Raw genomic sequence first — 18,201 nt, forward strand, 5'->3', positions numbered from 1 at the left:
CTCCAAGAGCAGCTCGAGGCCAGAGGATGTCTGACCTCGAGCTGGTCACCTGGATCGTTCGCGGACAGCTCAGCCCACGCGGGTCGGCTCGTCACTCAACGTCGGGGGCGAGGTGCGTTCGTACGTGCTGTGGCCGGCGCGCTGCGGGGATCCTCGGGCCAGGCGTGCTTGGGATAGCGCCCGCGCAGGTCAGCACGCACGCCCGGGTAGCCGTTGTCCCAGAAGGACTCCAGGTCTGCCGTGACGGCTGCCGGGCGTCGCGCCGGGGAGAGCAGGTGCAGCAGGAGCGGGACCCTGCCGTCCGCGAGGACCGGTGCTGCGGTCCAGCCGAAGACCTCCTGCAGTCGTACGGCGACCACCGGTTGCTCGGCGGAGTAGTCGATCCGCACGCTCGACCCGCTGGGGACCTGCACTCGCTCGGGAGCCAGGTCGTTGAGCCTGCCCGCCTGGGGCCACGGCACCATCGCCCGCAGCGCGGCAGCCACGTCGATGCGACGCAGGTCCTGGGCGGAGCGGACCCGTGCCAGCTGCGGTCCGAGCCACGACTGGAGGTTCTGGGTCAGTGCCGCGTCGCTGACATCGGGCCACGGGTCGCCGAGCGCGCGGTGCAGGAAGTCGAGGCGGGCACGCAGCGCCGTGGCCGCGTCCGTCCAGGCGAGGAGCGCGATCCCCTCACTCGCCAGCGCCTCCCGGATGGCGTCGCTCACGGCCTGCGCCGGTGGATCGCTGACCGGGACGGAGCTGAGCTCGATCGCGCCCAGCAGCGTCCGCCGGCGAGCCAGCACCCGCCCTCCGGTCCAGGTGACCTCGTCCGCCTCGGTCCACAGGGACCCCGCCGCCTCCAGCGCGAGGTTCTCGGTGAGTGGTGCTGCCGCTCGGATCCGGGCCTCACGTTGCCCGGGCCGCCGCTCCGCGTCGCCGACCGCGAGCCACTCCAGCCCGGCCAGCGGCCCCGGGGCACGCGGATCGAGTGCCGCGCCCGTCCCGGACGCCATCAGGTAGCTCGAGGAGCCGGAGCGCTTGCGCGCGATCCGGTCCGGATGCGCCAGGGCCACCACCAGCCCCACCGCCACGTCGTCGGTGAGTGCTCCGGCGTGGTCCGGTGCCCCTCTCCGGTCGCCGGCGGTGTCCTGCTTCTCCACGATCTTCTCCAGCCGGGCGACCTGGCTGCGCCACGAGCCCGCCCGCCGGTCAGCGCGCAGCGACCGGAGCGCAGCAACCAGGTCGCCACCGGGAGCGCGCACGTCCTCGCTCAGCATGGCGACCACCTCTGCGGCCCGCCGGGTCCCGACGAGACCAGCCCCGTCGATGAGGGCGCGCGCCAGCCTGGGATCAGCCGGCACGCCGGCGATCACCCGGCCCCGCGGGGTGGCCCTTCCGTCCTCGGTCATCGCCCCCAGCTCCACCAGCACGTCCCTGGCCGAGGACAGTGCGTGCACCGGAGGCTGGTCGAGCAGTGCCAGGTCGTGCACGTCGTGACTGCCCCAGCACGCCACCTCCAGGGCGAAGGCCGTCAGATCGGCCGTGGCGATCTCGGGCTCCGGGTGAGCGGCCAGGTGCGCGTGCTCCGCCTCCGACCAGCAACGCAGGACGGCCCCCGGCCCCAGTCGTCCGGCCCGTCCCGCCCGCTGCTCGGCCGCTGCCCGGCTCACGGCGACGGTGACGAGAGACGCCAGTCCGCGACGGTGGTCGGTGCGCGGCTCGCGCGAGAACCCGGCATCCACCACCACACGTACCCCAGGCACCGTCAGCGACGACTCGGCGACCGCGGTCGAGACGATCACCCGACGCGGACCGTCGCTGAGCGCACGATCCTGCTCGGCGCCGGACAGGCGTCCGTGCAGGGCGTGCACGTCCGCGTCGACGCCGGCCAGGCGACGTACGGTGGCCTCGACCTCCGCGACACCGGGCACGAAGACCAGGACGTCACCCTCGTGCTCGACGAGCGCACGACGTACGGTCGCCGCGACATGGTCGTGGAAGGCCGGCGTGATCCCCCGGTCGTCGGTACGGCGCGCCCCAGCAGACAGCGGGCACCAGACCGCTCGGACCGGGTGCAGCGCACCCGGGACGCGGATCACCGGAGCCCCGTCAGCACCGTCGTCCCCTCCGAGCAGGGCGGCCGTCCGCTCGGCCTCGATGGTGGCCGACATCGCCACCAGTGCCAGGTCCTCGCGCAGGTTGGCCCGGACGTCGATGAGCAGCGCCAGGGTCAGATCGGCGTCGAGGTGACGCTCGTGCACTTCGTCGAGCACGACGGCCCCGACGCCGGCCAGCTCGGGATCGTGCTGGATCCGCCGGAGCAGCAGGCCGGTCGTGACGATCTCGACACGTGTGCGTCGGCTGGTGCGCCGGTCTCCGCGTACGGAGTACCCGACCGTCTCCCCGACCGGCTCACCCAGCAGATGCGCCAGCCGACGGGCGGCAGCCCGGGCTGCGATGCGGCTGGGCTGCGTGACGACGACCCGGCCGGTGACGACCTCGGCGACCGCGGGTGGGACCAACGTGGTCTTGCCGGTACCGGGCGGTGCGTGGACCACCGCGATCCCGCGGGTGCGAAGCGCCTCGTCGAGAGCGGCCAGGCCCGCGGTGACCGGGAGGTCGGGTGGCGCGGCGATCAGGTCGCGCAGCGGGTCGGACACTCCTGCAGTGTGCCTGACGCGGAGGCGGCGGATCGACCCAGCTGGAACTGCGCGGATCGCGGCAGATCCGAACACATTCGAGCGCAAAGCCCGGTCGGTTCGAGTCACCGGCCCGGGTCCTAGGTCGTTTCCGAGCCAGCGAGGCGGGACATCGGGCAAGATCCGCCCTACGTTTGTGCGGTGCCGCTCCGCGGTTCCATCCCCTGACAGGAGACCCCATGCCCCACGACCCGAGCCAGTCGAAGACCGTCCGGCCCTTCACCCGGCAATCCACGGTGCTTGAACTGGCCTCGACACTGCCCGGGCGCGCGTTCAAGGCGCTGATCGTGCGCCAGCTCCCTCCGGTGGCCACCGAGAAGGAGCGTCAGGAGCTGGAGGACATGACCGTCGGTCTTCCGCTGGAGACCTTGGTGGAGCTGTCCGAGGGCAAGCTCACCTGGGGGATCGCCGACTCCGTCGTCGATCTGGCGAACCGCAAGCCGCATCGCGTCATCGCTCGTGGTGCGGGCGCGGGTGCGGGCGTCCTGAAGAAGGCCACGCGCGCGGTCCGCCGCTGATTGGGCGCCCGATCGCATCGATCCGTGGTCGCGCGAGATCACGTACGCCATCGGTGGCTCCCCCGGCACTCGGCACGTGAGGAGGTGGCCGGCGCGAAGACAACGCGAGCGGTCGTGCGCAACCGCCATCTCCGGCTACGCGGGTCTCGGCCAACACGTCACGACCCTCGCCTCCTCATGACCGACAGCACGATCGGCATGACGAGCAGGACGGTGAGCAGTCGCGCGATCTGGGTGACCGACACCAGGGCGGCGTCACCCCCGGAGTCGAGGGATGCGGCGAGCACGACCGGGAGCCCTCCGGGCGAGGTCGCGAGATAGCCGTCGAGGGACGAGACGCCGGCCCAGGAGGCGAAGGGCACGGCGATCGCCGCACAGAAGGCGACCAGGAGAGCACTCGTGACCACGGCGACCGGCAGGAGCCCGCGCAGATCGGCGAGCGTCCGGCGATCGAAGCCGCGGCCGGACTGGAGCCCGATCACCAGGAGCGCCGCGGACTGGACCAGAGGCGGGGTCAGTGCGGCGTCGAAGGGCGGCGTCAGCATCAGCAGCGTCCCGGCGAGCAGCGCACCCACCACCGCCGGCGCGGGCAGCCGGAGCAGGTGGCCCACCAGGAGTCCGGCCGGCGCTGCGGCCGCGACGTACGCCCAGTCCCAGGCATCGATGCCGGACGGTACCGGCGGGCGCCCCGCCGACACTCCGAAGACCGTGGCCAGGAGCACGGGAAGCGTGACGATCACCACGACGACTCGCAGGTACTGCACCACGACGACGACGCGCTGGTCGGCGCCGAGGTCCGCCGCGATCGCCGTCACGGTCGAGGCGCCGCCCGGCACCGACGCGAGGACGGCGGTCGTGCGCGAGACGCCGTGCCGGCGCAGCAGATGGCCCATCGCGACCGCGACGACGATGGTCAGCGTCCCGGCCGCGAGGACGGCCGGCAGTTGGGCGTGCACGCTCCCCCACCCGTCGACGTCCACCTGCGTGGCGACGCTCCCGCCCAGCACCGCCTGCGCGCTGCGGCCCAGGGCCGTGGGAACGACCACGTGCCGCTCCAGCAGCAGTGCGAGCGCCACCGCCGTGGTGAATCCCACGAACAGCGCGGGCGCCGGCGCGGAGACGACGATCACGAGTGCACTCACACCGCCGATCACTGCCACGGCGAGCGCGATGCGCCCCACCGACGGCCTCACCGGCCCACCGCATCGCCGAGACAGCCAGGGCAGCCAGGGCAGCCGGGAGTGAACGCAGCGGACACGGATGGTCCCCCTTCAGGCCGTTTCCCGCTCCTGCTGGCGGGCGGCCTGCTCGAGGGTGCGGCAGGCCTGCTTGTAGTTGGCCACGTCGATGAACCTCCCCTGGTGCATGAGCGAGCCCCTCCCCTCCCGGGCCGCCTCCTCGAAGGCCGCGACCACCTCGCGCGCCGCCTCCACCTCGGCGTGCTGGAGACCGAAGACCTCATTCAGGACAGGCACCTGGGAGGGATGGATGCAAGGCGCACCCCGACTGCCCAGGCTCCTGGCCTCCTCCGCCAATCGGCGGAAGGCATCGATGTCGCTGAAGTCGACGATCAGACCGGGCAGGCCCAGCGGCCGCACGCCGGCGGCGCGGGCCGCCAGGGTCACCTCGAGGAACGCCTGCCTGATCCCGTCGCCGTCGGGAGCGAGCCGGGACTCGATCGCGAGATCGCCGGTGCCGATCGCCGTTGCGACGACCCGCTCGCTCGCGCCGAGGATGTCGTCGATCCGGCGGACTCCGCGGGCCGTCTCGATGCGAACGAAGATCCGCACATGCCCCGGCTCCAGGCCGCGGTGTGCCTCCAACTCGTCCAGCATCTCCGAGACGACCCGTACGACGCCGGGGTCGTCGACCTTCGGCAGGTTGATCGCCGCCACGGCGGGGTGCACCGTCGCAGCGAGATCGGGAACGAGGTCCGACCAGTTCCGGTTCACCCGGACCAGGACGTCACCGCTCCCCTGCGCGACGGTCTCGATCGCCGCAGGGAGGCCCGCCCGGGCAGCCGCCTTCTGCTCCTGCGGCACCGAGTCCTCCAGATCGAGGATGACGGCATCGGCTCGGCGCGCGACAGCGCCGGCGACGAACCGGGGCCGATTGGACGGGACGTACAGCAGCGAGCGCCAGGAGGCGGCGGCGTGCTCACTCATGGTTCTCCTCGATGATCTCGTCGGCCAGCAGGGCGGTGATCCGCTCGGGTGCGATCCCGGCCTCGCGGAGCACGTCGGTGGTGTCCTCACCGAGCAGGGGCGCGGGTCGGCGGATCCCCGACGGGGTGACCGACAGGTGCGGAACGATGTTGTGCATGGCGATCCGCTCCGGTTCGCCCGGACGGCCGGGGAGGTCCACGAACACGTTGCGCGCCCGGAAGTGCGGGTCGCGGCGGGCGTCGGCCACGGCGTAGAGAGGGCCGGCCGTCACACCGTGGCTGTGGAAGTGCGCCAGTGCCTCCTCCCGCGAGCGCTGCGCGACCCAGGCGCCGATGATCGCGTTGATCTCCTCGCGGTTCTCGAGCCGGTCGTCGTACGTCGCGAACCGGGAGTCGGCGGCGAAGTCGCCCATGCCGAGCGCCTCGAAGACCCGCTGCACGATCGAGTCCGTCCCCGCCGACAGGGCGATCCAGAGGCCGTCGGAGCACTCGAAGATGCCCTTGACCGAGGAAGCACGCGTCCCCTCACCCCGCACCGGGAGCCGACCGAGCTGGTCGAGCAGTGCGTCCGGCCCCATGATCGAGGTCATCGGCTCGAACAGCGACACGTCGACGACCTGGCCCGGTCCCCCGTCGCGGACATGGAGAACGGCCGCGATGGTGGCGCAGGCGCCATAGAGACCGGCGACCATGTCGGCCAGCGCGGTGGGAGCCGGCACCGGCGGGCGATCGGCGTACCCGTTGCGCAGCATGTAGCCCGAGACCGCCTCGGCGAGGGTGCCGAACCCGGGGCGGTTCGCATACGGGCCGGTCTGGCCCCACCCCGACAGCCTGGTGATGACCAGGCCGGGGTGACGCGCCAGCAAGGCGTCGGGACCGAGCCCGAGGGACTCCAACGTCCCGGGACGGAAGTTCTCGGCCAGGACGTCGAACTGCGGCAGGATCTCCAACAGCAGCTCGCGACCCGCATCCGACTTCAGGTCGAGGGCCAGGCTCCGCTTGTTGCGGTTGTAGACGACCCAGTAGGGCGACAGGGCAGCGCGCCCCATCCCGCGCATCTCGTCGCCGACCTTCGGCTTCTCCACCTTCACCACGTCGGCGCCGAGGTCGGCGAGCACCAGTCCGCAGTGCCCGCCCGCCGCGAGCCGGCCGAGGTCGAGGACCCGCACCCCCTCCAAGGGTCCGCGGGCATCGGGCTGGTAGTCGACGGGGTTCAACGGCGGGGCGATCGTGAGTTCAGGCATGGACAGGCTCCTGGTTCGAGGGGGCGGAGGGCGTCGCGTCGAACACGCGCGCGCCGCTGGGGATGTGGGCATAGGCCGACGCGCCGGTGATCGCGTCCCGGCTGTCGACGAAGAACGAGATGCCGGCATGCTCGACGCCATAGCGGTAGTGCGCTCCGAGGAACATCCGGGACTCGATCCGGACCGGGATCGCCGACTGGTCCCGCGCCTGCCCGCTCAAGCGGACCTCCTCGGGACGCACCATCAGCTGGACTTCGGCCACGCCTGCGGGGACCGGTCCATCGACCGACACCACCGCTCCGTCCCGTCCGATCCGGACGTCGGTGCGTCCGGCCGAGGCGCCCACGACCGTGCCGGCGATCAGGTTGCTCGACCCCAGGAACGAGGCGACGAACGGCGAGGACGGCTCGCGATAGACCTCCTCCGGAGCTCCGATCTGCTCGATCGCGCCGTCCTTCATGACGACGATCCGGTCGGACATCGCCAGAGCCTCGTCCTGGTCGTGGGTGACGAAGATCGTGGTGAGCCCGAGGCGCGCCTGGATGTCCTTGAGCCACACCCGGGCCTGCTCGCGGAGCTTCGCGTCGAGGTTGGACAGCGGCTCGTCCAGCAGCAGGACCTGGGGCGAGTAGACCACCGCACGCGCCATGGCGACGCGTTGCTGCTGGCCGCCCGACAGCTCGTGCGGGTAGCGCTGGGCGAGCTCGCCCAGCCCGACGAGCGCAAGGGTCTGCGCGACCGCCGCCGCGATCTCCGCCTTGGGCCGGCGGCGCAATCTCAGCGGGTAGGCGACGTTGTCGGCGACACTCATGTGCGGCCAGATCGCGTAGGACTGGAAGACGACGCCGCAGTCACGACGCTCCGGAGGCCGGTTGATCCGCTTCGCGCCGTCGAACAGCGTCACCTCGCCGCAGGAGATGGAGCCGCGGGTCGGCTCGGCCAGCCCGGCGATCGACATCAGCGTGGTCGTCTTCCCGCAGCCACTGGGCCCGAGCAGGGTGACGAACTCTCCCTCCGCGACGTTGAAGGAGATGTCCTTCAAGACGGTGGTGTCGCCGTAGTCCAGTCCGAGCTGGCGGATGGTGACGTCAGACATGGGCTTTCACTCCAAAGAACAGGCGGCCCGCGCCGAGGACGAGTGCCGTGATGAGCATCTGGACGACCCCGAGGGCGGCGACCGGGCCGGCGAATCCCGCCAGCCACTGCCGCAGCATGGTCAGGCCGATGACCTCGTTCCCGGACGTCATCAGGAAGATCGCCGGGTCGTAGTCGTTGAGTAGCGCGACGAACATGAGGATGAAGCAGGCGCCGAGCGCCGGCCGCAGGAGCGGGATGACGATGGTCCATCCGGTGCGCAGCCAGCCGGCACCACAGGTCCGCGCTGCCCCGTCGAGCTCGCTGCTGATCGACAGCAGGGTCGACTCGATGGCCGCGTAGCCCACAGCGGTGTTGCGGACGATGAAGGCGATCATGATCCCCCAGATCGACGTGCGGACCCAGCCGGAGGGGTCGACCACCACGAAGGCCCAGAACAGGCCCATGCCGACGACGATCCCGGGCATCGCCCGTGGGAAGAGGAGCAGCGGCGGGAGCGCCGTACGGAACCGGAACTCCGAGCGGTGCGCCACCAGGGCGGCCACGGTCAGGGCGACGGTCGAGACGATGGCACCCACGACCGCGACGATGATGCTGTTGCGGATCGAGCGCACGAACGCCGGGCTCTCGAAGACGGTCGAGAAGTTGTGGGTGGTCAGCACCTCCCACGGCGAGATCAACGGGGAGAAGATCTGGGTGAACGCGGTCATCAGGAGGCCGAAGGTCGGCATGACGATCGCGAGCATCACCCACGCCAGGCACAGGGCCGACGCCAGCGGACCAAGGACGCCGAGCTGGAGCGGACGACGCGCCTTGGGCTTCCCCGAGCTCGTGATGAACCGCTTGCTGTCGCCTTCGAGCCTGCTCCGCAGCAGCATCATCAGCGTGACGATGAGCAGGAGGGTCGATGCGGTGGCCGAGACCAGGCCCTGGTTGTCGGCCGAGCTCGTCCAGTTGTTGTAGATGTACGTCGACACGGTCTCGATCCCCGACGACGTGCCCAGCAGCAGCGGCAGACCGAGCGACTCGAACACCATCATGCTGATCAGCACGCCGGCCAGCAGCAGGGACGGCCGCATCATCGGCAGCGTGATCGTGCGCAGGATCCGCATCGGTCCGGCGCCCGCCGACCGCGCGGCGTCCTCGATCGAGGAGTCGAGGGTCGAGAGCCGGGCTCGCGCGAGGAGGTACACCATGGGCACGGTCCGCTCGAGCGAGACCAGGGCCATGCCCGGGATCGAGTACAGGTTCCAGGGGACACCGCCGAAGGTGTTCGCGAACCAGGTGGAGATGTAGCCGCTGGGGGCGTACATCGACACCCAGCCGAGCGTGGCCCCCAACCCGGGGAACAGCAGCGGCGCGAGGAGCAGCACCCCGATCAGGGACCGGCCGGGCATGTTCGTCCGGGTGACCAGCACCGCCAGCGCGGTGCCGATCAGAATGGACGGGACCGCGGTCAGCACGGCGAGCAGGCTCGTGTTGCGCAGTGCGGTCCAGAAGGCCGGATCCGAGAGGAACGCGGTGTAGTTCTCGAGGGTGAACGACCCGCCGGACTCGTAGAGCGGGACCGAGCGCAGCGCGGCGTACCCGATCGGGAGGACGGCCCCGAGCAGGAGGAGCGCGGAGACCGCGAGGGTCGCCCACCAGGTCAGCGACGCCGCCGACAGCCACCGCCGGTCGCGCGCCGCTGCGCGACCGGCGTCGTTGGGAAGCGACACGCTCAGTCCTCGACGAGCGCGTCGACCCGCGCCTCGAAGTCGGGCTTGCCCTCGAACACCTGGGGGCCGAACGGCACGAGGTGGACGTTCTCCTCGCCCAACTGGTCCTGGATGTGCCTGAGCGCGAAGTCACCGCAGGTGTCGACGACGTCCTCGCGCACCGCGGTGAGGCCGCTCGCGCACACGACGGTCTGCCCCTCGGCGGACAGCAGATAGTCCTGGAGCAACGCTGCCGCATGGGGGTGCTCGGCGTTCTTCAACGGGGCGGCGTACCGCGGCTGGACCGGCGTGCCGTCGGCGGCGTACGACCAGCCGACGAGCTTGTCGTAGCCCATCGGCTTGAGCAGGCCGCGCGCCAGACCGGACTGGAAGTAGCCGCCGACGTACTCGCCCTGGGCGACCTTCTGGAGCATCGTGCCGCCCGCCGACTCGTAGGTCGTCTCGGGGACCAGGTCGGCGTACAGGTCCCATGCCGCGTCGCCGACGGCGTCGGCCAGCGTCCACATCTGGCTGTAGCCGTTGTCGTTGCCGAGGTCGTACGTCGTCAGCTTCCCCGGGTGCGCGGCACCGATCTCGGCAAGCTCGGTCATCGACGCCGGGTACTCGTCCTTCGGCAGGACCGCCTTGTTGTAGACCAGGATCCCCGGATCCGCCGCGAAGGCGTAGATGCCGCTCTCCGGCTGGGTGAACGCGGGGAGCTCGTCGGTGAACGGCGAGGTGCGCGGCGCGACCTCGTCCGCCAGGTCGAGGAACGTCTTGCTGTTCGAGTCGATGACCAGGTCGGCCGATCCGGCGCCGGTCTTGGCCTCGGAGAGGACGCGCTGGACGAGCTCGGAGCCACCGAGGTCCACGGTCTCGATCGTGATGCCCGGGTACGCCTTCTCGAAGGTCGGGATCAACCGCTTCCACATGTCCTCCGGCGGGTTGCCATAGACGACGACCTTCCCCTCGGCGGTGGCCTCGTCGACCTCGTCCTGGCCGATCCCGGCGGCGGCCTCGGTACTCCTGGCGATCGGCTGACCGGCATCTCCGCTGTCGGAGCAGGCCGTCAGGAGCCCGCCGGACAGCAGGGCCACCGCACTGACCGCGAGCCAGCGTCGGGTCGAAATCTTCATGGTCGTCCTTCCTCTCGAGTCGAGTCGTGTGTCGAGCGCCACACGACCGAACGGCCGTGAGCCTAGGCCGCCGTCCGCGCCGTTTGCAATAGCAAAGTGCTAATGCTGCTGCAACAGTTTTGCAACATGAATTTGATATCCAGGAACTTTGCTATCTGTAGTAGCATCCGGCCCATGCCTCCCGCGCTGGAACGACTCGAGACGCAGAGCGTGGCCGATCGCTGCTACGAAGCGATCAGTCTCGCCATCACCCAAGGGGAGCTGCGGGCCGGCGAGCGTCTGACCGAGCGCGCCCTGGCCGCCAGCCTCAACGTCAGCGCCACCCCGATCCGCGAAGCGATCAAGCGCCTCGAGCGCGAGGGACTGGTGGAGCGCCCGGCCCCGCGCACGCTGGTCGTGACCGCAATGACTCCCGCCACGCTGAGCCAGATCATCGAAGCGCGCGCGGCGATCCGCGGCGTGCTGGCGCGGTTCGCCGCCCGCCACGCCACCCAGGAGCAGATCGACGAGCTGTCGAGCGTCCTCGACGAGTCCGACGACCTGTGGCGCCTGATCGCGAGCCGCCGCGCGGACGGCCTACCCATCGACGACCACCTCAGCCGCGTCGCCGACATGACCGATCGCTTCAACCGCCTTCAGTACACATGCGCAGGCAACCCGCTGCTCGTCCGCCTGCTCGAGCAGACCGAGGCGTTCAACCACCGCGAGATGCGCGAGCGCACCCAGCGCGCCATGGTCGACCAACAGGTTCCCGGCAACTACCGCTGGAAGGATGACCGCGCGGTCGTCGAAGCGATCGCCCGCCGCGACGAGGAGGCGGCCGAGCGGATCACGATCCAGCACGTACGCAAGGCCATGACCGAGGTCCTCGAGATCTGGTCGCAGGACACCGGCGCCGAGCGGGCGCCCGCGCCCGAACGACAGCACGGGAGGCCCGACACCCCCACGGAAGACGAGACCGCCCCGGGCTGATGAGGAAGGACCCGAGCTGAGGGACCCGAACTGAGGAGCCCGCGGCGCTGGCGAGCACCTCCCGGGACCAGGCTCAGTCGGGCCGCGGCACCCTGATCACCTCCGGCGGCAGGCCCCACTCATCGCCGCCCAGCCGCGATATCGGGGCGAGCCGCTCGGGGGAGGGCCGGCCGTCGACCAGGACGTCGGGATCGACGGTGACCGCCACGACCTCGCCGAGGACGATGGTCGAGTCGCCGACCGGCACCGTCCTGATCAGCCGGCACTCGAGGGACGCCGGCGACGCCGCCACCCGAGGCGGCGCGACCACGACGCTCGGCCGCATCTCGATATCGAGCTCCCGCGCCTCGTCCACCCCCGCTTCGTACGTCGCACTCGACGCGTTGACCGCGCCGAGCAGCGGTCGGCTCGCCACGCTGATGGTGAACTCACGGGTCGCCAGGACGTTGCTCAGAGTGTCCTTCGCGCCGACCGACGTGAACTGGACGACCGGCGGACGAGCACTCGCCACGGTGAAGAACGAGTGCGGCGCCAGGTTGCCGATGCCCGCGGCCGAGATGCTGGAGACCCAGGCGATAGGACGAGGGACGACGAGACCGGTCAGCCATCGGTACCCGTTGACGCCGTCCTCGCCGGGACGCAGGACCAGGTGCTCGGAAGCCATGGCTCGATCACGCCGGGAAGGTGTGTCGCTGAACCGGACGGGGCGGTCGGACAACGGGTGGTGGTCACACGCCCCGCGCAGGGCGTCAGGATCGGCCCGGCCGCGGTCTCGCGACCGGGCCACGGTGTTCGAGTGCGACGACGCATGCCGCACCGAGGAGACAGGCGGACGTCGCCAGCGCGAGCGGCAACGCACTGGCCGCGCCACCGAGCCCGGCCAGGGTCGCGACCACCGCGCCGGTGCCGAACTGCACCACGCCGAGCACCCCCGACGCCGTCGCCGCCCGCTCGCCTTGGGCGCGCATCGCCCACGCGGTCGCGGGCGGTACGACGAGCCCGACCGCGCTCACCATCGCCAACAGGGGCACCGCCAGAACGGGCCAGGGCAGGTCCGTGGGCCCGGGCGGGCCGCCCGCCCGGTCCAGCGTGGCCATCGCCAACGACGCGGCACCGGCGACGACCAGTCCGGTCAGTGCCGTGCGTCGTTGTCCCCAGCGGCCGCTGAGGCGGATGCTGGCCTGCGCGGCGAGGAGGTGGCCCAGCCCGTTGAGACCGAAGAGGAGACTGAAGACCAGCGTGGGCACGGCGTACCGCTCCTCGTAGACGAACGACGACAAGGAGACGTAGGAGAAGACGCTGGCATAGCCGGCGGCCACCGCCAGGGTGCCGACGAGGAAACCGCGATCGCGCAGCAGCGCTCGAGCTGCCGAGGGGCGCGGGCCGTCCGAGACGACCTCAGCGGCGCGGCTCCCTGTCTCCGGAAGGGTGCGCCAGGCGATGACCAGCGTCACCGCGCCGATCGCGCCGAGGACCGCGAAGACCACGCGCCACGGCGCGACGAGGAGGACGGCGCTGCCCAGCAGCGGGCTGACCACCGGCGCGACTCCGCTGACCAGCGCCAGCCGGGCGTAGCCGCGGACCAGCGCATCACCGGAGGCGAGGTCACGGACCACCGCTCGGGCGAGGGCCATCGCGATGCCGCCACCGACGCCCTGGACGAAACGGAGCAGGTTGAGGACGGCGATCTCCCCCACCAGGGCGGACGCGAGCGAGGACCCCGACCATGCCATGAGGGCGAGCAGCAGCGGCCCTCGTCGGCCGAGCCGATCAGCGATCGGGCCGATCACGGCCTGCCCGGTCGCGATGCCGAGGATGCAGGAGGTCAACGTCGCCTGGGCGGCTGCGGTCGTCGTACCGAGATCGTCGGCCAGGCTGGGCAGAGCAGGCACGACCACGCTCATCGAGGACGGCCCGAGCACCGTCAGCAGACCGAGGAGCACGATCCTGCCAGGGCCGAGCCCGGACGCGGGAGCCCGGCCCGGGCGGGTCGTCGTCACGCGCTCAGAACTCCAGCAGGTTCTCGCGCAGCGTCGGGTAGGCGTAGGCCTCCCGGAGCAGCCCTCGGCGGGCCAGCGCGGGGGCGAGACCGTCGGTGACTTCGTAGACCGTGCGCCGGTTGATCGGGAGCGCGATCAGGAAGCCGTCGCCGCCGACCGCCCCGTTGATCTCCTCCATCTGCGCGGCGACCGCGTCCGGGGAGCCGACCAGGTCGACACAGCCCCGTTCCGGCCGGCTGCAGAACTCCCGCAGCGTCGCGCCCTCGCTCTTGACCCGGTTGTGCTCGATGGTCGTCTTGCTCGCGTTGGTCCGCACCACGGGCATGGGTGCGTCCAGGTCGAACTGGCCGAAGTCCACTCCCGAGTAGTAGGTGAGGATGGCGAGATTGCGCTCGATATTGCCCTCGACATCGTCGAGCATCCGCTGCCAGCGCCCCGACGCCTCGGCGTCGGTCTCTCCCAGCACCGGGGAGACCAGGTAGAGCACCTTGCAGTCGCCGGGATCGCGGCCGTGACCGACGAGCCGGCGCGAGATGTCCTCGCGATACTCGCGCATCGAGTCGATCCCCTGCGCGTTGCAGATGACGAGGTCGGCGAAGCGCGCCGCGAAGTCGCGTCCGGCCGGTGACGCCCCGGCCTGGCAGATCACGGGCCGGCCCTGCGGTGACGGGGCGACGTTGAGTGGCCCACGGCTGCGGTACCAGGTGCCCTCGTAGTCCAGGCGGTGCACCTTCGCCGGGTCGGCATACACCCCGGCCTCGGCATCCTTGACGATCGCATCGGGCTCCCACGTCTCCCACAGCCGGCCCACCAGCTCGGCCCATTCGTGACCCACCTCGTAGCGCTGGCCGTGCTCGCGTTGTGCGTCGTAGCCGAAGTTCTGCGCGGTGCGGTCGTTGTGGGACATCACGAGGTTGGCGCCGACCCGGCCCCGGGTGACATGGTCGAGCGTGCTGAGCAGCCGAGCGGCGAGGTACGGCGGGTAGAAGGTCGTGGTCACCGTCGGGATGACGCCCAGGTGCCGGGTCGCCGCCGCGATGACCGGCACGTAGGGCATCGGGTCGTGCTTGGGTGCGTAGAGCGCGTGCTCCAGCGTCCAGTCCGCGGACCCGCGGAACACGTCCGGCACGAACAGCGCGTCCTCGATCACCATGCAGTCGAAGCGCGCCCGCTCCATCGCCTGCGCTGCCTCGACGTAGATCTCCGGAGTCATCCAGTCGGTGTCCCCGTCGCCTGACCAGACCTGGTTCCAGGACTGGACCTGGAAGCCGAAGAACCAGCCCAGGTGCATCTTGCGTGGCATCAGAACTCCAGCAGGTTCTCGCGGAAGGTCGAGTGGCCGTAGCCGCTGCGGACCACGCCGCGCCTGCGCAGTGCCGGGACCAGGCCGTCGGCGATGCCCGCGACGGTGCGCCGGTCGATGTCGCAGGCCAGCAGGAAGCCGTCGCCGCCGACCTCCTCCATCGCCTCAGCCATCTGGGCGGCCACGGTGTCCGGCGAGCCGACCAGCTCCAGCGACTCGACGACGTCGTGGCCCAGCGCCAGCTCGCGCAGGGTCTTCCCGTCCTCACTGTCCTTGGCGTAGCGCGCCATCGAGCTCTGGTGACCGTTGACCTTGCCGGTGAGGTCGGGCAACGGCTGGTCGAGATCGAACTGCGAGAAGTCGATGCCGGAGAAGTAGGACATCGTCGCCAGCGCCCGGTGCAGAGCCCCCTCGGAGCGCATCCGCACCCGCCGTCGGGCGAGCTCCTCGCGGGCCTCGGCGTCGGTCTCGGCCACGACCGGGTTGACCAGATACATCACCTTGCACTCGTCGGGCTTGCGACCGGCGGCGACCATCCGGTCGGAGATGTCCTCCCGGTATGCCTTCATGCCCTCGACCCCGACGGGGACCGAGATGATCGTGTCGGAGTTGCGCGCCGCGAACGCACGGCCCGCGGGGGAACCCCCGGCCTGGGAGATCACGGGACGTCCCTGCGGTCCGGGCGGCGCGTTGAGCGGGCCACGAGACTTGAAGAACTCGCCCTCGAAGTTGATCTCGTGGACCTTGCTCGCGTCGGCGAAGATGTCCGCCTCCTGGTCGAGGACGACGGCGCCCGGCTCCCAGGAGTCCCACAGCCTCGTCACCAGCTGTACCCACTCGTCGGCCATCCGGTAGCGCAGGTCGTGCTCGAAGTGCTGCTCGTAGCCGAAGTTCTGGGCGGCGCGGTGGCTGGAGGAGGTGACGAGGTTGCCGCCCGCGCGTCCGCCGGTGAGGTGGTCGAGCGTGACCAGCGACCGGGCGGCCATGAACGGCGGGTAGAAGGACGTCGAGATGGTCGGGATCAGGCCGATGTGCTCGGTCGCCTGCCCGATGATGCCGACGAGCATCGTCGGGTCCAGCCGAGGTGCCTCCAGGCCGTAGCGCAGGTAGGCGTCCAGCTTGCCCTGGTAGGCGTCCGGGATCATCAGCCCGTCCTCGAAGATCATGTAGTCGAAGCCGGCCCGTTCCAGGGCGCGAGCGGTGTCGACGTACAGCTGCGGTCTCATCCACTCCTGGGCGCCGACGCCCGACCACGGGCCGCGCCAGGACTGGAGGCTGTAGCCGCTGCCGACGAACCAGGCGAGGTGGAACATGGGGAGACTCCTTCGTGTGTAGGGATGCGCGAGTGCGCAGGCACCAGTCGAGTGCCGCGGGGTTGCCCGGCGATATCCGCGCCGTTGAGGTCGCATTGCGCCAGATCCGCGTGCCGCAGCAGGCCTGCTGACCTGCGGATTCCGGCGCTGCGGGAGAGATGCAGCCCCCCGTCCGCCGCGCGGGGACGCGATCGCGCCCCGGCGGCGGGCGGGGCGTCAGTCGCTCTTGGCGATGTGGGCGAAGTCGAGCGTGCCCTCGGTCCGGTTCGCGAAGCCGTCGACCTCGTCGGCGAACGCGACCAGAGGCTGGACGAACGCCACGGTGATCATCGGCAGCTGCTGCTGCCAGATCAGCTGCGCGGCCAGCCACTCTCGACCAGCGGCCTCGGACAGGGCGTCGCCCGCGGCGATCCCGCGGTCGACGGCGTCATAGAAGGACTGGTCGGTCCACCCGGTGGCGTTCAGCGGCGAGTCCTTGGTGAACTCCAGCATCAGCTCGTACGGCGGGGCCTGGCTGATCGCCTGGTCGCGCTGCAGGTAGGCCTGGAAGTTGCCGGTGCCGGTCGCCTCGCTCACCGCCGCTGACGACTGGTTCACCACCGAGATGTCGAAGCCCGCGTCGGCGGCGTACGACGCCATCTGCACCGCGACCTCCTGAAGGTCGGGCACGGCGTTGCTCACCAGCAGGTCGAAGGGGACCGTGTCCAGGCCGGCTTCGACGAGCAGCGCCTTGGCCGCGGCAGGGTCGTAGGTGCCCTGGTCGAGCCCGGTGTCGTCAGCGCCGGGGTAGTTCGGGTTGATGAACCCCTTCATCGGCACGGCCCGGTCGCGGTAGACGTCCGTGATGATCTCGTCGTACGGAATCGCCAGGCGCAGCGCCTGCCGGACCCGTAGGTCGTCGAACGGCGCCTCCAGCACGTTCATCTTCAGCCGCGTGTAGTTGACCGAGTCCACCCCGTCGAAGGTCTTCACCCCCTCGGTCGACTCCAGCTCGGCGATGTCGGTCGGGCGCAACTGGACGGCCACGTCGACATCGCCGTTGCGCAGGAGACTGGCGCGCATGCCCGGATCCTCGACCACGCGCTGCACGATCTTCTTGACCTCCGGCTCACCTTCCCAGTAGTTGGGATTCGCCTCCAGGACGAGCTTCTCGCCCGGCGTGAACGACGTCATCTCGTATGCGCCGAACCCGTAGTTCCCGTTCTCCGCCGACCAGGCGATCGCGTGCGGGTCCTCGGGTGTGACGTGCTCCTTGAGCAGCGTGCTGTCGTAGATGTCGGCGCTGACGTTGGCCAGCAGCGACAGCAGGGTGATGCCGTCGCCTGCCCGGTCGAGCGTGATCGAGACGGTCATGTCATCGACCTTCTTCATCTGCCGGACCGGGTCCACGATGGCCGGGTAGTTGATGAACGGTGCGACGCTCTCCCCACCCCACTTGCGTTCGTACGACCAGATCACGTCGTCCGCGGTGAGCTGGTTCCCTGCGACGCTCTGCACACCCTCGCGCAGATGGAAGGTGTAGGTGAGGCCGTCGTCGCTGACGTCGTAGCTCTCGGCGAGCTCGCCCTCGAAGGTGAACAGGTCCTGTTGCCGGACGCCGTCGCCGACCTCCTCGTAGGGATTGCGGACCAGCTGGGCCTGGGTGTTGACCTGGAACTCGAAGCCGGCGTAGTCGAAGGCGCCCGCGTCGTAGGCGAAGGCGGTGGGCAGCGACGGCACGGCCTCGACGAGCACGGCGGGATCCTCGCTGCCCGTGGCGGGAGTCGTACCCGAGCAGGCACTCAGGAGGGCTGCCGCGGTAGCTCCCGCGGCAGCGAGGACGATCTGCTTTCTCATGATGGTTCCGTTTCTCGTGGACGTGCCGTGGCGGTGGGCGCTCGGGGCTGGTGGACCGCAGGCCGACCAAGCCCGCGCGCTCGCCCCCGGCGGGGTGGGGGGAGTGGTGGTGGGGGCGATGGGAAGAGGGGCGGGGTGGGGAGGGGGGGGGGGGGGGGGGGGGGGGGGGGGGGGGGGGGGGGGGGGGGGGGGGGGGGGGGGGGGGGGGGGGGGGGGGGGGGGGGGGGGGGGGGGGGGGGGGG

General features: G+C 70.9%; 14 protein-coding genes. 2 read left to right on the top strand and 12 right to left on the bottom strand.

What is annotated here, in order from left to right; genetic code table 11:
* Positions 1-95 precede the first annotated feature (95 nt).
* A complete protein-coding gene (gene hrpB / locus KVF89_RS25135; protein ID WP_257429672.1) occupies positions 96-2,642 on the bottom strand; it encodes an ATP-dependent helicase HrpB in 2,547 nt (848 codons plus the stop codon).
* Positions 2,643-2,860: 218 nt separating this feature from the next.
* Here hrpB and KVF89_RS25140 point away from each other — a divergent pair, with 218 nt between their 5' ends.
* Positions 2,861-3,199, top strand: a complete 339-nt coding sequence (locus KVF89_RS25140; protein WP_257429676.1) for a hypothetical protein — start codon at positions 2,861-2,863, stop codon at positions 3,197-3,199.
* A gap of 158 nt (positions 3,200-3,357) precedes the next feature.
* Here the strand turns inward: KVF89_RS25140 and KVF89_RS25145 are convergent, their stop codons facing one another.
* The 6 genes from KVF89_RS25145 to KVF89_RS25170 all read right to left on the bottom strand — a co-directional run bounded on the left by KVF89_RS25145 (position 3,358) and on the right by KVF89_RS25170 (position 10,535).
* Positions 3,358-4,341 (bottom strand): AbrB family transcriptional regulator, encoded by a 984-nt coding sequence (locus KVF89_RS25145; RefSeq protein WP_257429679.1) that lies wholly within the window; start codon positions 4,339-4,341, stop codon positions 3,358-3,360.
* A gap of 129 nt (positions 4,342-4,470) precedes the next feature.
* Positions 4,471-5,364: an HpcH/HpaI aldolase/citrate lyase family protein gene (locus KVF89_RS25150; RefSeq protein WP_257429680.1), complete on the bottom strand. Its 894-nt coding sequence runs from the start codon at positions 5,362-5,364 to the stop codon at positions 4,471-4,473.
* Entirely contained in the window at positions 5,357-6,607 is a 1,251-nt protein-coding gene (locus tag KVF89_RS25155) for a CaiB/BaiF CoA transferase family protein (RefSeq protein WP_257429683.1), read from the bottom strand. The genes KVF89_RS25150 and KVF89_RS25155 overlap by 8 nt, the downstream gene beginning before the upstream one ends.
* Positions 6,600-7,703 (bottom strand): ABC transporter ATP-binding protein, encoded by a 1,104-nt coding sequence (locus KVF89_RS25160; protein WP_257429686.1) that lies wholly within the window; start codon positions 7,701-7,703, stop codon positions 6,600-6,602. Before KVF89_RS25160 ends, KVF89_RS25155 begins: the two co-directional genes overlap by 8 nt.
* Positions 7,696-9,420, bottom strand: a complete 1,725-nt coding sequence (locus KVF89_RS25165; RefSeq protein ID WP_257429688.1) for an ABC transporter permease — start codon at positions 9,418-9,420, stop codon at positions 7,696-7,698. Before KVF89_RS25165 ends, KVF89_RS25160 begins: the two co-directional genes overlap by 8 nt.
* A gap of 2 nt (positions 9,421-9,422) precedes the next feature.
* Positions 9,423-10,535 (bottom strand): ABC transporter substrate-binding protein, encoded by a 1,113-nt coding sequence (locus tag KVF89_RS25170; protein WP_257429690.1) that lies wholly within the window; start codon positions 10,533-10,535, stop codon positions 9,423-9,425.
* A 102-nt stretch (positions 10,536-10,637) separates the two neighbouring features.
* Here KVF89_RS25170 and KVF89_RS25175 point away from each other — a divergent pair, with 102 nt between their 5' ends.
* Entirely contained in the window at positions 10,638-11,507 is an 870-nt protein-coding gene (locus KVF89_RS25175; protein ID WP_257429691.1) for a GntR family transcriptional regulator, read from the top strand.
* Between the two features lie 73 nt (positions 11,508-11,580).
* Here the strand turns inward: KVF89_RS25175 and KVF89_RS25180 are convergent, their stop codons facing one another.
* The 5 genes from KVF89_RS25180 to KVF89_RS25200 form a co-directional block, all read right to left on the bottom strand.
* Positions 11,581-12,171 (bottom strand): flavin reductase family protein, encoded by a 591-nt coding sequence (locus tag KVF89_RS25180; RefSeq protein ID WP_257429695.1) that lies wholly within the window; start codon positions 12,169-12,171, stop codon positions 11,581-11,583.
* 85 nt (positions 12,172-12,256) lie between these two features.
* Entirely contained in the window at positions 12,257-13,507 is a 1,251-nt protein-coding gene (locus tag KVF89_RS25185; RefSeq protein WP_257429698.1) for a Bcr/CflA family efflux MFS transporter, read from the bottom strand.
* Positions 13,508-13,511: 4 nt separating this feature from the next.
* Complete coding sequence (locus tag KVF89_RS25190; RefSeq protein ID WP_257429701.1) at positions 13,512-14,810, bottom strand: NtaA/DmoA family FMN-dependent monooxygenase; 1,299 nt, start codon at positions 14,808-14,810, stop codon at positions 13,512-13,514.
* A complete protein-coding gene (locus KVF89_RS25195; protein ID WP_257429703.1) occupies positions 14,810-16,123 on the bottom strand; it encodes an NtaA/DmoA family FMN-dependent monooxygenase in 1,314 nt (437 codons plus the stop codon). Before KVF89_RS25195 ends, KVF89_RS25190 begins: the two co-directional genes overlap by 1 nt.
* Positions 16,124-16,339: 216 nt before the next feature.
* The gene (locus KVF89_RS25200; RefSeq protein WP_257429705.1) at positions 16,340-17,959 is read right to left on the bottom strand and encodes an ABC transporter substrate-binding protein; all 1,620 of its coding nucleotides are present in this window, start codon (positions 17,957-17,959) and stop codon (positions 16,340-16,342) included.
* Between the last annotated feature and the right edge of the window lie 242 nt (positions 17,960-18,201).

It is taken from the genome of Nocardioides carbamazepini, from assembly GCF_024614185.1.
Classification (GTDB): Bacteria; Actinomycetota; Actinomycetes; order Propionibacteriales; family Nocardioidaceae; genus Nocardioides; species Nocardioides carbamazepini.

What these genes read in the sequence shown, in the direction of transcription:
- KVF89_RS25140 (WP_257429676.1), top strand. Translation starts at nt 2,861, where the DNA reads ATGCCCCACGACCCGAGCCAGTCGAAGACCGTCCGGCCCTTCACCCGG.
- KVF89_RS25155 (WP_257429683.1), bottom strand. Translation starts at nt 6,607, where the DNA reads ATGCCTGAACTCACGATCGCCCCGCCGTTGAACCCCGTCGACTACCAG.
- KVF89_RS25200 (WP_257429705.1), bottom strand. Translation starts at nt 17,959, where the DNA reads ATGAGAAAGCAGATCGTCCTCGCTGCCGCGGGAGCTACCGCGGCAGCC.
- KVF89_RS25180 (WP_257429695.1), bottom strand. Translation starts at nt 12,171, where the DNA reads ATGGCTTCCGAGCACCTGGTCCTGCGTCCCGGCGAGGACGGCGTCAAC.
- KVF89_RS25160 (WP_257429686.1), bottom strand. Translation starts at nt 7,703, where the DNA reads ATGTCTGACGTCACCATCCGCCAGCTCGGACTGGACTACGGCGACACC.
- KVF89_RS25150 (WP_257429680.1), bottom strand. Translation starts at nt 5,364, where the DNA reads ATGAGTGAGCACGCCGCCGCCTCCTGGCGCTCGCTGCTGTACGTCCCG.
- KVF89_RS25190 (WP_257429701.1), bottom strand. Translation starts at nt 14,810, where the DNA reads ATGCCACGCAAGATGCACCTGGGCTGGTTCTTCGGCTTCCAGGTCCAG.
- KVF89_RS25175 (WP_257429691.1), top strand. Translation starts at nt 10,638, where the DNA reads ATGCTGCTGCAACAGTTTTGCAACATGAATTTGATATCCAGGAACTTT.
- KVF89_RS25170 (WP_257429690.1), bottom strand. Translation starts at nt 10,535, where the DNA reads ATGAAGATTTCGACCCGACGCTGGCTCGCGGTCAGTGCGGTGGCCCTG.
- KVF89_RS25195 (WP_257429703.1), bottom strand. Translation starts at nt 16,123, where the DNA reads ATGTTCCACCTCGCCTGGTTCGTCGGCAGCGGCTACAGCCTCCAGTCC.